We start from the raw sequence: 14,538 nt of genomic DNA on the forward strand, positions 1-14,538 counted from the left end.
ACCTCCTGCTACAAAATTACAATTCTTTTATCATTACGACGTGCGGGATATTTGCTTCCATAAATACATCAGAAGCCGTCACGTATCCTAGCTTTTTATAGAAAACTTCAGCATGTGTTTGAGCATGGAGTTTCAATTTCGGTAGAGACTCTTCTTTTGCATGCGCTTCAAGTGCATCCATAATGATTTTGCCAATACCTTTTTTGCGATGGGAGGCCAGTACGCAAATGCGTTCCATTTTTCCAACTCCATCAACAATGCGAAAGCGGCCCGCACCGACTGGAATGTCATTGTCATATACAACAACGTGCACCGAAGTATCTTCAAATTCATCATATTCTTCTTCAGAAGAAACACGTTGTTCTTCTACAAAAACCTGTTTACGTACAGAGAATGCATCACTTAGCTGCTCGTCTGTTTGTACGATTTGTGCGTGCAAATTAGTTGCTCCCCTTTCCAAGGTGGAATGTTTCATGTACAGTCCATGTTCCGTTTTCTAATTGATATAGAAGGTGGAAACGATCGATTGGTTGCTCATAATAGAAATCTTTCATACGTAATCGACCTAATACATCAGCGTGCTCTGCATCTGACAGGCTTTGACCGATTGTTAAATGAGGTACGAAAGAGTACTCGCGCTCTTGTGTAAAGAATCCATTATGCATTTCTTCATTTAAGAAAGTAAGTTCAGGTGTTTTTTCTACTTTAAAATAAAGAACATTATTAACAGGTGCGAATGAACCAACTTTTCCAACATGAAGGGTGAAAGGGTTCGTTTTGTTTGCGATTGTATGTAACTCATTCACAATCGATTCTAATTGTTCATCTTGCGTTTCAAAGGGTGTTTTCAATGTAATATGTGGCGGAACTAATGCGTAATGTGGATCATAACGTTTACGCAATCCGTTCGCTTTATCTTGAATCATTTTTGATGGGAAAATTACAATTCCTAATTTCATGTTCCAATTCCTCCCTTTGCAAGTCTAGTTAGATTTTGAGAATAAATCTCTTTATCTATTATATCAAATTATTCTGAATATCGCTCTCTATTATTTCATTGATAGAATATGAGAAAATGCTTTCGGTAAATCTGCTTGCCAATATTTCCATGTGTGATTCCCTTCAAACTCTTCATAATGCGTGATGAAATTTCTATCTGTAAGAAGAGTATTTAGCTCACGGTTCGGTTCTACGAAATCAGATACTTGTCCATCTGTGCGCTTGACAGCTGTTTCTTCTGTCCCAATGACGTGATAAAGTTCTAACGCCCCCGGATTTTTAAAGTCTCTTGCTAAGTTCATCACTGTTTCATCAACAAATGGTGACTGCATAACGACTTTACCGAATGTATGCGGATACATAAGTGCAGTCATAAAGGAAACTGTACCGCCAAGAGAATCTCCAATTAAAACGCGTCCTTTACCCATTTGATACGTTGGATAATTTTCATCAATATATGGAGCAAGCTCATGAGCAAGGAAACGAATGTAAGCAGCATTCTTTACATCGCTCGGGAAATATTTTTCCTTACGATCGTGTACATTTTTATATGGAATGCCGACAATAATTGTACGGTCGATTTCTTCAGTTTCACGAAGACGCTCAATTACACGGTGCGCTTTACCAAGCTGAAAATAATCTCTACCATCTTGTGCAATAACAACCGTATGCTTATGGAGAGGTGTGTAATTTACTGGTAAATAAACAAGAAGTGTAAGTTCCTCTTGAAGTGATGTACTAAAAAATGAAATTTCTTCAATTCGCCCTATTGTTTGATTCATGTAGATCCCCCTAAATAAAAATTTACTGTAATGATTGTAAGAGCGACGCTTGTAGTGAAAAGGAAAGAAATAATCACTAATAGGTGCCTTAATTTCTATTTTACCATAATGGTACGAAGAATCTAAAAAATTAGTATTTAAGTTATGAAAGAAAACGGATATAATGAAGTGGGATTTTTTACAGGTGAGAGGGGAGACAGGATTTGAAACAAGAAAGATCAATCGCACTACCATTAGCAATTTCCATTATAGCCATTTCATTCGCAGCTGTTTTTGTAAAGATGTCCTCAGCACCATCTTCAATTTTAAGTATGTATCGATTATGGATTATCGTACTTATTATGCTGCCTATCGTTTGGAAAAAACGGGAAGAGTTTAGTAAGATTCAAATAAAGGATTGGGGATTTTTAATTGGATCTGGTTTCTTTTTAGCACTTCATTTTCTTTTATGGTTTGAATCCTTAAAGCATACGACAGTAGCAAGTTCGACGATTATTTTAGCGCTGCAACCTATCGTATCTTTAGTTGGAGGTTTTTTTCTATTTAAAGAAAGAACAACCTATTCAGCAATTGCGACGATGGGAATTGCGATACTAGGCGTAATGTGTATTGGCTGGGGAGATTTAGGGCTAAGTGAGCAAGCAATTTATGGGGATATATTATCCTTTTTAAGTGTAATAGCAGTTGTCGGTTATTTATTTATCGGACAAACGACAGTAAAGAAAGTATCGCATTGGATTTATAGTTTCACTGTATTTGCCTTCGCTGGTATATTTATAGCGATTTATAACGTTATACTTCAAGTGCCATTTACAGGCTATACGAAGTGGGATTGGAGTATTTTTCTTTTACTTGCGATTGTACCGACAGTGTCACACGTCATTAATAATTGGTTATTAAACTACGTAAATGCAACAACAATTTCAATGAGTATTCTAGGGGAACCAGTTGGGGCATCTATACTAGCGTTCTTCTTACTTGGAGAAAAATTAAACGCAATGCAAATTATCGGTAGCATGCTCGTATTGTTTGGTGTATCTGTTTTCTTACTACAGCAACAAAAGCGAACAGCAAAAAATGTGGTGAACAAACCGGTGTATACACAGGAATTATAATGTTAGGGGAGAAAAGAGAAGTTGTGATACTTCTCTTTTTGTTTTATAGAAATTTAAGTGAAGAAGGGGGAGAGAAATGGAAGAGATATTAAAGAAGTATATGAAGAGTTTTACAACATTAAGTGAAGAAGAGCAGCAACTGATCCTGAGTGAATTACAAATTGAAGAATATAAAAAAGGAACAGTGCTCCTAAGACAAGGAGATGTTCCGTCTAAATGTTATTTTGTATTAAAAGGATGCGTGAGGCAGCACTGTATAGATGAAGCAGGGAGAGAGGTTACATCAAATTTTTATACAGAAGAACAAGCAATCGCAAATTTCAATCATCATAAACAAGATAAATCATCCCCGCATACGTTAACGTGTTTAGAAGACTGTATAGTAGTAGTTGGCGATCTGTATAGTGAAAAGGACATGTATAAGAAATATTCACAGTTAGAAGAAATGACGCGCCAAATGATTGAATACAATTTTGGTGAAGTACAAGAAGAACTTACATTATTTATTGCATCGACACCAGAAGAGCGCTACAAATCATTATTACAAAAACGCCCGCATTTAATTCATCGTGTTCCTCAATATCAATTGGCAAGTTATCTAGGTATTACGCCAGAATCATTAAGCAGAATTAAGAAACGACTCAAACAGTAGAGTTTTTTCCACCTCTAAGCAATAGCCATATACTAAATCCTAGTTCACCTGCGATCATCGGTAGTTGAAAGACAACGTTAAGAATGGAAATAATCGCATCATATTGTGAAAACATCGTATTCATTACGTTAATGATGATATAGCCGATTGCAGCAATGAGCAGTAATATACTAATAGTTTTCGGTATGTTTTTAGATTGAAAGGTTACGTATCCTAAGGTGAGAAGATGTAAACCGAAAATGATTAATCCTACAGACCAAATGTATTCAAAAGCTTCTAGAAATAACATTGTATATGCTTCTGAATTAGCAACTATGCTTTTTGAAAGCAGCAATACCAATGTTAAATTGAATATAGCAATCCCAAGTATAGCTGTATACATAAGACGAAGACAGGCAGCCAGTAATGAGAAGCGAGCATGGATAGGTTTTAGAAAGAAGTAAAGAGCCCACGAGGCGATAATATCTGTAATAAAAATGATAATCCAACCAAAGATTTCTGCTTTGAAAAGTGAACTTGAAGTTTGAATATTATGGAGTGTCGTGCTCAAATCTCCTTGTACAACGAGATTTCCGTGAACAAAACCGTAAGAAAAAAATGCAGCGAATGCCATAATGAGAAGAGAAGTACCAGCAAATAAGGCAAACTTTCGTTCATTCATATGTCGTCCTCCTATTTCAATATTACTTTTATTTTAATAAGAGAAGGAGGGGAATTCATTAACTTAAATCAAGAGAGGAGGGAGCGTAATGGAATTTCCATCAAAAAAAGATGCATGGTTATATCTGGTCTTTATAATCGTTATAGGTGCCTGTTTTGCTCCAATATTTGCAGGGAGAGAATACTTTCTCTTATTTTTTACAATTCCATTAGCTATACTGTTTAGTTGGAGTTGGTTTTCAACAAAATATATCGTTAAGGAAGAAATAATTATGATTACATCAGGTCCCGTTAAAAAACGTATATTTATAGGAGACATAAAACGAATTTCCAATACAAAAAATCCAATAGCGTCTTATGCATTATCATTTGATCGACTTGAAATTGTTTACGGATCATATGAAACCGAACTTATTTCTCCAAGAAATAAAGAAGAATTTATTTTGTTGTTAAAAAGAAAAAATCCTGGAATTGAGATAAAGTAAGAGAGTGGATTCGTATCCACTCTCTTTATGTCACTTTGGATTGGTCATATAAGGTTGTACGTGAACGACACATAAGTCGCGGAATTTTCCTTCAGCAGTTGTGACAATAACAACTGCTCTTCCTGCACTTTTTCCAGTAATCGTTACCGTATCACCTTTTGGATAGATTGTGATGACATCAGAATTCATATTTGTCCAAATAAGCTCTTGGTTCGTCGCTTGCATTGGCAAAACGGAAGCTGATAACTCAGTACTTTGCCCAGTTTTTATTTTTAACTTATTTTTTCCCATATGAACACCGATAACTGAAATAACAGAAGGAGCAATTGAAATTTTGGGCGGATTAGGTTGAATGTTTAAACAAGAAGCAGAAGTATTTGTGATAGGTGAAAATTTTCTTATATGCTTTTGCTGGAAAGCTGCTAACATTGGTGGAGTCCCCTTTCTGTATAAGTGCTGATACTCATACTATAAAGGAGTAGTGTTATGTTAAATTTAACGAAACATAAAGAATTTGTTAAATTTGAGAAGAAGATTGTCGAACTGTAATAAAAAAAGCTCTGCTGTTACGATAACAGCAAAGCTTTTTTATAGACTATGACTATGTTGTTTTTCAAAATTCTCAAATTGCTCTTCAACTTCTTTTGAAGGTTTAGTTAGTAAACTAACAATTATGATCACTATTAAACTAATAGCGAAACCAGGAATCATTTCATATAAGAAATCTTTTAAGAATTTAAACTGTGTCCAAATAATTACTGTGGCTGCACCTGAAATCATACCAGCAAGCGCGCCCCACTTCGTCATACGTTTCCAATATAAGCTTAATAAAATGGCAGGTCCAAATGAAGAACCAAATCCAGCCCAAGCATATCCAACAAGAGCTAAAATCGTATCATTTTGTTTAAGCGCTAATGCACACCCAATTAAAGCAATACCAAGAACAGCCATACGACCGACAAATACAAGTTCTTTATCAGAAGCATCGCGCTTAAAGAATGTTCTATATAAGTCTTCTGTTACTGCACTTGAAGTAACGAGAAGTTGAGATGAGATTGTACTCATAATAGCTGCTAAAATAGCCGCTAATAAAAATCCAGTAATAAGCGGATGGAATAAAATACTGCCAAGTTCAACGAAAATCGTTTCTGGGTCAGAAAGTTTTAAACCCGCTTTTGAATAGTATGCGATACCGATAAGACCAGTAAACATAGCTCCGACAACAGAGAAAATCATCCAGCTCATACCGATTCGGCGTGCGCTTTTAATTTCTTTTACAGACGAAATTGCCATAAAGCGTACGATAATATGAGGTTGTCCAACATAACCAAGGCCCCATGCGAATAATGAAATAATACCTAATACAGAAGTGCCTTTAAAAATATCTAATAATGTTGGATCGATAGATCTAATAGTGTCAAATGCTGGACCAAGTCCGTTTACATGCATAATTGTTACGATTGGAACAAGAATAAGAGCGACTACCATAATGATTCCTTGTACGAAGTCTGTCCAACTTACAGCTAAAAATCCACCAAATAATGTGTAAGCTACGACAACACTTCCAACGATAAGAAGGCCAACATGGTAATTGAGTCCAAATGAATTTTCGAATAATACAGCGCCGGAAACAAATCCTGAAGCTACATAAAATGTGAAAAAAATCATAATAACAAGTCCAGATACGAGGCGTAGCATATGAGATTTGTCGTGGAAACGATGTTCTAAAAATTCTGGAATAGTAATAGAGTTGTTTGCAATTTCTGAGTAGGTACGTAAGCGAGGAGCGACATAGATCCAGTTTGCGTATGCGCCAAGTGTTAGGCCAATCGCAATCCAGCTACTACTTAATCCAACGCTAAACATTGCACCGGGTAAGCCCATTAAAAGCCAACCGCTCATATCAGCTGCTCCAGCACTTAATGCTGTTACTGCGGGGCCTAGTGTACGCCCGCCAAGCATATAATCTGTTAAGTTGGACGTTCGTTTATAGGCAAAATAGCCGATAACTAGCATCCCGAGCATGTAAATAGAGATAGAAGTTAAAATTAACATCTGCGTACTCATGTAGTTCCCCTTCCTTTTGTCATGTCTTTTGATGCATTTTGCATATTTATAATCTATCATGATTATTCAGAAAAATCCATGCACAAATAAGAATTTTCTGAAATTTAAGCGGTTTTTGACATCTCTTTACTTTTGGGATATATAACTTTCTGGCAAAAAACCTTAATTTTAATAGAGTATTTATTATTTTTACATAAAAACAGGTTGTTTTGTCAATATAATATCGAACGAAGAAATAATATTTTTTTCGGAAAAAGTATTGACTTATTAGAAATATGAGGAATATAATGAGTGCAACTTAAAAAAATGCAAGCGTTGATGAAGAAGAGTACACATGATGAACATGTCAGAGAGCTGATGGTTGGTGCGAATCAGTATGGGATTGATGTGGAATGGGCTTCGGAGCTTCCAAACCGAAACGAAAGAAGTAGGCTTTGGCGACATGATCTCATCGATACAAGAGACACGTATTATTTTTTGATACGGCAAAGTGCGTTACATTCGTAACGAATTAAGGTGGCACCACGGGAGTACCCGTCCTTTCTATAGGATGAGTACTCCCTTTTTGTGTACAAAAAATTGTTGAACGCACTATAAAAATTAAATAAGTTAAATCGTTTAAGTAAGAAGAGTACGTATATTTGGAGACGTTACAGAGAGCCGGGGGCAGGTGGGAGCCCGGTGCGGTGCCATATACGGAATGGGCTTACGAGAGGTATGCTGAACAATTGTTTTCAGTAGGCAACCCGGGTTCCGCCGTTACAAGGATAAGGTATATATTTTGTACCTGAATAAAGCGGGATGCTTTTGCGTCCAACCTGAGGTGGTACCACGGTAAATTTATCGTCCTCTACATATTTCGATATGTAGGGGACTTTTTTATTTTTCAGAGTGAGGTGAAAGGCATGATGACAAAAGAGGAATTTATGAAGCAAAAAGAACAAGGAAAAACATTTTTAGTAATCGCTGAAGAAGAAGGAGATAGCATTACGCCAATTTCTTTATATAGACGTATGAAAGGGAAGAAGAAGTTTTTACTAGAAAGCTCACAGCTTCATCAAGATAAAGGACGCTATTCTTGCTTAGGATATAATCCGTATGGTGAAGTGAAAAGTGTTGGTACGGAAGTGGAACGAACGATTTACAGCCAAACAGAAAAGCTGCAAGGTAACGTACTGCAAATGTTAGAAGAGGTAATCGCACCAGCGCAAGTAGACAGTCCATTCCCGTTTTGCGGGGGAGCAGTTGGATATATCGGCTACGACGTAATTCGGCAGTATGAAAATATAGGAGTAGACTTACATGATCCATTAAATATTCCAGAAGTACACCTTTTACTGTATCGCGAGTTTATCGTTTACGATCATTTACGCCAAAAACTATCGTTTGTATATGTATGCAAGGAAGATGAATCAGCTTCTTATGAGGAAGTATACGAGAGATTGCAACGATACAAAGAGGAAGTGCTAAACGTAGAAGAAGAGAAGGTGAGTGAAGTAATATCATCTTTAGCATTCACTTCTTCAGTAACGGAAAAAGAATTTTGTGAAATGGTGGAAACAGCGAAAGAATACATTCGGGCCGGAGATATTTTTCAAGTTGTATTATCCCAGCGATTAAAAAGTGAGTGTAAAGGAGATCCGTTCGCATTATACAGGAAACTTCGAATTGCGAATCCATCACCATATATGTTCTATATCGATTTTCAAGATTATGTTGTACTGGGCTCTTCGCCAGAAAGTTTACTATCAGTAAGAGATGATAAGGTAATGACAAATCCAATTGCCGGCACGAGACCGAGAGGGAAAACGAAGCAGGAAGATGAGGAAATCGAAAAAGAACTGTTAGGAAATGAGAAAGAGCGGGCGGAGCATATGATGCTTGTGGATCTAGGCCGAAATGATATTGGCAGAGTAAGTGAAATTGGCTCTGTGACGATAGATAAATATATGAAAGTAGAGAAATACTCTCACGTTATGCACATTGTATCTGAAGTTTACGGAAAATTGCGAAAACAAATGAGTGGATTTGATGCATTAGCGTATTGTTTACCAGCTGGCACAGTATCAGGCGCTCCGAAAATAAGGGCGATGGAAATTATTAATACGTTAGAGCATGAAAAAAGAAATGTATACGCCGGAGCAGTTGGATATATTTCATTCTCAGGAAATCTTGATATGGCGCTAGCAATTCGAACGATGGTTGTAAAAGATGAGAAAGCGTACGTTCAGGCAGGAGCGGGTATCGTCTACGATTCAGACCCTGTAGCTGAATATGAAGAAACATTAAATAAAGCGAGAGCGCTTTTGGAGGTTATGAAATGATTGTACTGATCGATAATTATGATTCATTCACATATAACTTGTATCAACTATTAGGCGAGTACGAGGAAGAAATTGTTGTAGTAAGAAATGATCAAATAACAATTGAACAATTAGAGGAGATGAAGCCGAAAGGAATTGTGCTATCACCAGGACCTGGAGAACCAGAAGATGCTGGAATTTGTATCGATGTTATTCGTCACTTTTATAAGAACGTTCCCATCTTAGGAATTTGCCTTGGCCATCAAGCAATCATATCCGCATTTGGAGGAGCAATTGTTAGAGCAGAGCGTATTAAACACGGAAAAACATCGCGTGTGAAACATAACGGAACGTCAATCTTTTCGTACGTTACGCAGCCGCTAACAGCGATGCGTTACCATTCACTCGTCGCAGCGCAAAATGGTTTGCCGCAGTGTTTTGACATACTCGCGACAGCGATGGATGACGGAGAAATCATGGCAGTTCGTCACAACTATTATCCGCTCTTCGGATTACAGTTTCACCCAGAATCAATTGCAACAGAAGAAGGCGGAAAGTTAATACGTGCCTTTTTAGCAGAAGTGAAAGAGGAGGAGAGAGTATGAACAGTTATCTTCGAAAGTTAGTAGAGGGACAACATTTAACAGAAGAGGAAATGTATGAAGCGGGACTTCTTTTATTAAGTGACAATATATTGGAAAGTGAAGTTGCAGCTTTCTTAGTATTGCTGAAAGCGAAAGGCGAAACAGCAGAAGAAATATACGGTCTCGTTCGTGCTCTTCGCGAAAAGGCATTACCGTTTTCAAATCATATAAAAGGCGCGATGGACAATTGCGGAACGGGTGGTGACGGTGCGCAAACATTCAATATTAGTACAACATCGGCATTTGTACTTGCCGGAGCTGGTGTAAAGGTTGCGAAACATGGAAACCGCGCTGTTTCTAGTAAAACAGGAAGTGCTGATTTATTAGAAGAACTCGGTGTAAACATTAGTTGTACGCCAGGTGAGATTGACTACTTATTAGAAAATGTAGGAATTGCCTTCTTATTTGCACCAGCGATGCATCCAGCATTAAGACGCATTATGAAAATAAGAAAAGAATTAAACGTTCCGACGATCTTTAACTTAATTGGACCGCTGACGAATCCGGTTAATTTAGAAACACAATTTGTCGGTATTTATAAACGAGATATGTTATTGCCGGTAGCGGAAGTATTGCAGAAACTAGGCAGAAAACAAGCGCTCGTCGTAAACGGAAGTGGATTTTTAGATGAAGCATCATTACAAGGAGAAAACTGCGTCGCTATTTTAAAAGACAATGAAATAATTGAAATGAGTATTGCACCAGAAAACTACGGTTTTTCAAGAGTGAAAAATGAGGAAATTAGAGGCGGAAATTCAAAAGAAAACGCAAAAATTACGCTCGGAGTATTGAGCGGAGAAAAAAGTGTATACCGCGATACCGTTTTACTAAATGCAGGGCTTGCTCTTTTCGCAAACGGAAAAGCGGAAACGATTGAAGAAGGAATTAAACTAGCGGCACATAGCATTGACTCTGGAAAGGCATTAGAAAAATTAAACTTATTAATTACAGCAAGTCATGAAAAATTAGAAAGGGTGAATTAAAGTGGGGACGATTTTAGACAAAATTGTAGAGCAGAAGAAAGTAGAAATTGAGGGGTTATATGAAACATATTCACCAGTGAAAGAAAAAAGGAAAACACACTCACTTGTAAAAGCTTTAGAGCAGTTTACTGTAATCGCCGAGGTAAAGCGAGCGTCTCCATCAAAAGGCGATATAAATTTACACGTTGATGTACCAAAACAAGTGAAAACATATGAAGAATGCGGCGCTGGAGCGGTTTCCGTTTTAACAGACGGTCAATTTTTTAAAGGATCGTTTCACGACTTACAAACTGCAAGAGCAGAAAGTAACATTCCTCTTTTATGTAAAGATTTTATAATTGATAAAATTCAAATTGATAGAGCTTATGAAGCTGGTGCAGATCTTATTTTATTAATCGTTGCAGCATTGTCAAAAGAGAAATTAAAAGAGCTTTATAACTACGTACTAGAAATGGGATTAGAAGCGATTGTTGAAGTTCATGATGAACAGGAATTAGAAATTGCAATCGAATTAAATCCGCACGTTATCGGAATTAATAATCGTAATTTAAAAACGTTTGAAGTAGATTTAAGCCAAACTGAAAAACTCGGAAAAAGACTGAATGAGGAAAACTTACTTTGGATTAGTGAAAGTGGTATTCATTCAAAAGAAGATATTATTCGCGTCAAACGAGCTGGTGCAAAAGGTGTATTAGTTGGTGAAGCACTTATGACAACGTCTTCTATTAGTAGCTTTTTCGATGAATGCAAGGTGAAAATATGAAAGTGAAGATTTGCGGCATCACTGATATGGAAACAGCGAAAAGAGCTTGCGAATACGGAGCAGATGCAATCGGATTCGTTTTTGCAGAAAGTAAACGCCAAATCACTCCAGGGCAAGCGAAAGAAATTATTGGGGAAATTCCAGCCCACGTTTTCAAGGTCGGTGTTTTCGTAAATGAATCGGTAGAAGTGATCCAGAAAATTGCAGAGGAGTGCGGGTTAACGCATGTGCAATTACATGGGGATGAAGACAACCATCAAATCAGAAGATTGAAGATTCCGTCTATAAAAGCGTTAGGAGTAGCTTTAGAACAAGATATTGAACATGCGAAAAAATACGAAACAGATTATCTGTTATTTGATAGCCCGAAAGAAAAGTTTTACGGAGGGAATGGTAAGACATTTTCATGGGAGTTACTCGCACATATGCCAAACGAGTTGCGAGAGAAAACGATATTAGCTGGCGGATTAAACGTCATTAATATAGAAGAAGCTATTCAAACCGTTCAGCCATATATGGTCGATGTGAGTAGCGGGGTAGAGACAGAAGGAAAGAAAGATTTGGAGAAAATAAAACAATTTATTAAAAAAGCGAAGGAGTGTTCCAAATGAACTACGCATATCCAGATGAAAAAGGTCATTACGGTATATACGGAGGACGATACGTTCCAGAAACGTTAATGCAATCCGTACTAGAACTAGAAGAAGCGTATAAAGAAGCGATGCAAGATGAAGCGTTTCAAAAGGAATTAAATCATTATTTACAAACGTATGTTGGAAGAGAAACACCGCTTTATTTCGCTGAAAATATGACGAAGTATTGCGGCGGAGCAAAAATCTATTTGAAACGTGAAGATTTGAACCATACGGGAGCTCATAAAATTAACAATACAATCGGTCAGGCACTTCTTGCGGTAAGAATGGGTAAGAAAAAAGTTGTCGCTGAAACAGGAGCAGGACAACACGGAGTTGCAACAGCTACTGTATGTGCCCTTCTCGGTTTAGAATGCGTCATCTTCATGGGAGAAGAAGATGTGAGACGACAAAAATTAAACGTGTTCCGAATGGAATTACTCGGAGCAAAAGTAGAAAGCGTAGCGGCAGGTAGCGGCACGTTAAAAGATGCGGTAAACGAGGCGCTTCGTTACTGGGTTTCACATGTACACGATACGCACTACATTATGGGATCAGTTCTCGGACCACATCCATTTCCGCAAATTGTTCGTGATTTCCAAAGTGTAATTGGAAAAGAAACGAAAAAACAATACGAAGCGTTAGAAGGGAAATTACCAGAAGCAGTCGTTGCTTGTATTGGTGGCGGTAGTAATGCAATGGGAATGTTTTATCCGTTCGTACACGATGAAGAAGTTGCCCTTTACGGCGTAGAAGCAGCTGGGAAAGGCGTTCATACAGAAAAGCACGCGGCGACTTTAACGAAAGGAAGCGTCGGTGTTTTACACGGATCGATGATGTATCTTCTGCAAAATGAAGAAGGACAAATTCAAGAAGCGCATTCTATTTCGGCAGGACTGGATTACCCAGGTGTTGGACCAGAACATAGTTTACTAAAAGATATTGGACGCGTTTCTTATCATTCAATCACAGATGACGAAGCGTTAGACGCGTTTCAATTATTAACGAAAAAAGAAGGGATTATCCCGGCGTTAGAAAGCTCACATGCTGTCGCATACGCTTTAAAATTAGCGCCGAAAATGAAGAAAGACGAAGGTCTTGTCATTTGCTTATCTGGCCGCGGTGATAAAGATGTAGAGAGTATAAAACGTTATATGGGAGAGGTGTAAAAAATGGGAGTAGAAAAAATTAAAGCAGCGTTTGAAAATGGCAAGAAAGCATTTATTCCGTACGTAATGGGCGGAGATGGTGGACTTGAAAAGTTAAAAGAAAGAATCCGTTTTCTAGATGAAGCAGGAGCAAGCATCGTTGAAATCGGTATTCCGTTTTCAGATCCAGTCGCAGACGGTCCAACTATTCAAAGAGCAGGAAAACGTGCGCTAGATAGCGGTGTAACATTAAAAGGGATTTTTCATGCATTAGCAGAAGTGAGGCAAGAAGTTCAAATTCCATTTGTCCTCATGACATATTTAAATCCAGTACTAGCATTCGGAAAAGAACGTTTCATCGAGAGCTGTCTTGAAGCAGGTGTGGATGGCATTATCGTTCCAGACTTACCGTATGAAGAACAACATATTATTGCGCCGCTTCTACGTGAGGCGAAAATAGCTTTAATTCCACTCGTAACTGTAACAAGCCCAATTGAACGAATCAAGAAAATTACGAGTGAATCACAAGGATTCGTTTACGCCGTTACAGTAGCGGGCGTAACGGGAGTACGTCAAAACTTTAAGGACGAGATTCATAGTTACTTGGAAAAAGTAAAATCACACGTTCACTTACCAGTTGTTGCAGGATTCGGTATTTCAACACGAGAGCAAATAGAAGAAATGATTACAATATGTGACGGTGTTGTCGTTGGAAGTAAAGTCATTGAGCTATTAGAAAATGAAAAGCACGAAGAAATATGTGAGTTAATACATGCAGTAAAAGAAACAGAAGAGGCATAAGTCTCTTCTGTTTCTTTTATGTGAAAAGTGTTAAAATATACAGAAAACACTTATAATTCAGAGGTGAGAAGGCATGCTAAGACGTAAACTATTATATCTTCTTTTAACCGTACCACTATACGCTTGGCTAATTAGCATGACGAAAATAGAATTACTAGCTCTGTTTCTAGGGTACTTATTCATCTTCTCTAACCTAAATCGGATTCAAGAGCAATCTATTTTCGAAGTATGTATATTTTCGGTTAGTATAGAACTATTTAGTATCGTTTCGATTGTATTATTAAATGAATTATTCCAATGGATCCATTCATTTGAATTAATGAAACTTGGGAATATTGTATTGCAAGTAATATGTGCTTATATTGTGTTTGTTGTGTTAGACAAAATAATCGGACAGCAGACGGTTTTTCAGGATAAAAGAAAATGGGATTGATTCAAAAAAAGAGCTGTTTGGCTCTTTTTTTAATCTGTTATAAAATTAATTGAAAATTACAATATCTGTTA

General features: G+C 37.4%; 17 protein-coding genes and 2 other annotated features. Of the genes, 11 read left to right on the forward strand and 6 right to left on the reverse strand.

Going from position 1 to position 14,538, the window contains the following annotated elements:
* Window positions 1-16 precede the first annotated feature (16 nt).
* From MHI07_RS06035 to MHI07_RS06045, 3 genes are all read right to left on the reverse strand, one after another.
* On the reverse strand, window positions 17-439 hold the full coding sequence (locus MHI07_RS06035) for a GNAT family N-acetyltransferase (protein WP_215558154.1): 423 nt from the start codon (window positions 437-439) through the stop codon (window positions 17-19).
* Window position 440: 1 nt separating this feature from the next.
* A complete protein-coding gene (locus MHI07_RS06040; protein WP_002201352.1) occupies window positions 441-959 on the reverse strand; it encodes a YjcG family protein in 519 nt (172 codons plus the stop codon).
* Window positions 960-1,049: 90 nt separating this feature from the next.
* Window positions 1,050-1,781: an alpha/beta hydrolase gene (locus tag MHI07_RS06045; protein ID WP_002158859.1), complete on the reverse strand. Its 732-nt coding sequence runs from the start codon at window positions 1,779-1,781 to the stop codon at window positions 1,050-1,052.
* A 203-nt stretch (window positions 1,782-1,984) separates the two neighbouring features.
* On the opposite strand from MHI07_RS06045, the gene MHI07_RS06050 reads away from it, so the two are divergent.
* Window positions 1,985-2,896, forward strand: coding sequence for a DMT family transporter (locus tag MHI07_RS06050; RefSeq protein WP_002158858.1), 912 nt, complete (start codon window positions 1,985-1,987; stop codon window positions 2,894-2,896).
* 76 nt (window positions 2,897-2,972) lie between these two features.
* Window positions 2,973-3,548, forward strand: coding sequence for a Crp/Fnr family transcriptional regulator (locus MHI07_RS06055; protein WP_002158855.1), 576 nt, complete (start codon window positions 2,973-2,975; stop codon window positions 3,546-3,548).
* On the opposite strand, the gene MHI07_RS06060 is transcribed toward MHI07_RS06055, so the two are convergent.
* Window positions 3,538-4,209: a DUF4386 domain-containing protein gene (locus tag MHI07_RS06060; RefSeq protein ID WP_340822531.1), complete on the reverse strand. Its 672-nt coding sequence runs from the start codon at window positions 4,207-4,209 to the stop codon at window positions 3,538-3,540. The two genes, MHI07_RS06055 and MHI07_RS06060, sit on opposite strands and share 11 nt — an antisense overlap.
* 88 nt (window positions 4,210-4,297) lie before the next feature.
* Between MHI07_RS06060 and MHI07_RS06065 the strand changes: the two genes are divergently transcribed.
* Window positions 4,298-4,693 carry a PH domain-containing protein gene (locus tag MHI07_RS06065; protein WP_340822532.1) on the forward strand — a complete coding sequence of 132 codons (396 nt, stop codon included), beginning with the start codon at window positions 4,298-4,300 and terminating at the stop codon, window positions 4,691-4,693.
* Between the two features lie 30 nt (window positions 4,694-4,723).
* On the opposite strand, the gene MHI07_RS06070 is transcribed toward MHI07_RS06065, so the two are convergent.
* Together MHI07_RS06070 and putP are read right to left on the reverse strand one after the other, a co-directional pair.
* Complete coding sequence (locus MHI07_RS06070; protein ID WP_002202749.1) at window positions 4,724-5,122, reverse strand: Ig-like domain-containing protein; 399 nt, start codon at window positions 5,120-5,122, stop codon at window positions 4,724-4,726.
* Between the two features lie 159 nt (window positions 5,123-5,281).
* Window positions 5,282-6,760, reverse strand: a complete 1,479-nt coding sequence (gene putP / locus MHI07_RS06075) for a sodium/proline symporter PutP (RefSeq protein ID WP_340822534.1) — start codon at window positions 6,758-6,760, stop codon at window positions 5,282-5,284.
* Between the two features lie 306 nt (window positions 6,761-7,066).
* Window positions 7,067-7,305 (forward strand) — a binding site (T-box leader).
* Window positions 7,306-7,368: 63 nt separating this feature from the next.
* Window positions 7,369-7,614, forward strand: a binding site (T-box leader).
* Window positions 7,615-7,665: 51 nt separating this feature from the next.
* Here putP and trpE point away from each other — a divergent pair.
* The 8 genes from trpE (at window position 7,666) to MHI07_RS06115 (ending at window position 14,467) form a co-directional block, all read left to right on the forward strand.
* Window positions 7,666-9,084, forward strand: coding sequence for an anthranilate synthase component I (gene trpE, locus MHI07_RS06080; RefSeq protein ID WP_340822536.1), 1,419 nt, complete (start codon window positions 7,666-7,668; stop codon window positions 9,082-9,084).
* On the forward strand, window positions 9,081-9,668 hold the full coding sequence (locus tag MHI07_RS06085; protein WP_340822538.1) for an aminodeoxychorismate/anthranilate synthase component II: 588 nt from the start codon (window positions 9,081-9,083) through the stop codon (window positions 9,666-9,668). The genes trpE and MHI07_RS06085 overlap by 4 nt, the downstream gene beginning before the upstream one ends.
* Complete coding sequence (trpD, locus tag MHI07_RS06090; protein WP_016104197.1) at window positions 9,665-10,690, forward strand: anthranilate phosphoribosyltransferase; 1,026 nt, start codon at window positions 9,665-9,667, stop codon at window positions 10,688-10,690. Before MHI07_RS06085 ends, trpD begins: the two co-directional genes overlap by 4 nt.
* Window position 10,691: 1 nt before the next feature.
* Window positions 10,692-11,453: an indole-3-glycerol phosphate synthase TrpC gene (gene trpC, locus MHI07_RS06095; protein WP_340822543.1), complete on the forward strand. Its 762-nt coding sequence runs from the start codon at window positions 10,692-10,694 to the stop codon at window positions 11,451-11,453.
* Window positions 11,450-12,064, forward strand: coding sequence for a phosphoribosylanthranilate isomerase (locus MHI07_RS06100; protein ID WP_340822546.1), 615 nt, complete (start codon window positions 11,450-11,452; stop codon window positions 12,062-12,064). The genes trpC and MHI07_RS06100 overlap by 4 nt, the downstream gene beginning before the upstream one ends.
* Complete coding sequence (trpB, locus tag MHI07_RS06105; protein WP_002158844.1) at window positions 12,061-13,254, forward strand: tryptophan synthase subunit beta; 1,194 nt, start codon at window positions 12,061-12,063, stop codon at window positions 13,252-13,254. Before MHI07_RS06100 ends, trpB begins: the two co-directional genes overlap by 4 nt.
* A gap of 3 nt (window positions 13,255-13,257) precedes the next feature.
* Window positions 13,258-14,034, forward strand: a complete 777-nt coding sequence (trpA, locus tag MHI07_RS06110) for a tryptophan synthase subunit alpha (protein WP_002201343.1) — start codon at window positions 13,258-13,260, stop codon at window positions 14,032-14,034.
* A gap of 73 nt (window positions 14,035-14,107) precedes the next feature.
* Window positions 14,108-14,467, forward strand: coding sequence for a DUF4029 domain-containing protein (locus MHI07_RS06115; protein ID WP_215570015.1), 360 nt, complete (start codon window positions 14,108-14,110; stop codon window positions 14,465-14,467).
* Window positions 14,468-14,538: the final 71 nt, after the last annotated feature.

Source organism: Bacillus sp. FSL H8-0545, assembly GCF_038006105.1.
Taxonomy (GTDB): Bacteria; Bacillota; Bacilli; order Bacillales; family Bacillaceae_G; genus Bacillus_A; species Bacillus_A cereus_U.

Bases quoted from the DNA above. Each gene is read 5' to 3' on its own strand.
- MHI07_RS06045 (WP_002158859.1), bottom strand. From the start codon at position 1,781: ATGAATCAAACAATAGGGCGAATTGAAGAAATTTCATTTTTTAGTACA.
- MHI07_RS06040 (WP_002201352.1), bottom strand. From the start codon at position 959: ATGAAATTAGGAATTGTAATTTTCCCATCAAAAATGATTCAAGATAAA.
- trpB (WP_002158844.1), top strand. From the start codon at position 12,061: ATGAACTACGCATATCCAGATGAAAAAGGTCATTACGGTATATACGGA.
- trpD (WP_016104197.1), top strand. From the start codon at position 9,665: ATGAACAGTTATCTTCGAAAGTTAGTAGAGGGACAACATTTAACAGAA.
- MHI07_RS06065 (WP_340822532.1), top strand. From the start codon at position 4,298: ATGGAATTTCCATCAAAAAAAGATGCATGGTTATATCTGGTCTTTATA.
- MHI07_RS06070 (WP_002202749.1), bottom strand. From the start codon at position 5,122: ATGTTAGCAGCTTTCCAGCAAAAGCATATAAGAAAATTTTCACCTATC.
- trpE (WP_340822536.1), top strand. From the start codon at position 7,666: ATGATGACAAAAGAGGAATTTATGAAGCAAAAAGAACAAGGAAAAACA.
- MHI07_RS06085 (WP_340822538.1), top strand. From the start codon at position 9,081: ATGATTGTACTGATCGATAATTATGATTCATTCACATATAACTTGTAT.
- putP (WP_340822534.1), bottom strand. From the start codon at position 6,760: ATGAGTACGCAGATGTTAATTTTAACTTCTATCTCTATTTACATGCTC.
- MHI07_RS06100 (WP_340822546.1), top strand. From the start codon at position 11,450: ATGAAAGTGAAGATTTGCGGCATCACTGATATGGAAACAGCGAAAAGA.
- trpA (WP_002201343.1), top strand. From the start codon at position 13,258: ATGGGAGTAGAAAAAATTAAAGCAGCGTTTGAAAATGGCAAGAAAGCA.
- MHI07_RS06055 (WP_002158855.1), top strand. From the start codon at position 2,973: ATGGAAGAGATATTAAAGAAGTATATGAAGAGTTTTACAACATTAAGT.
- MHI07_RS06060 (WP_340822531.1), bottom strand. From the start codon at position 4,209: ATGAATGAACGAAAGTTTGCCTTATTTGCTGGTACTTCTCTTCTCATT.
- MHI07_RS06115 (WP_215570015.1), top strand. From the start codon at position 14,108: ATGCTAAGACGTAAACTATTATATCTTCTTTTAACCGTACCACTATAC.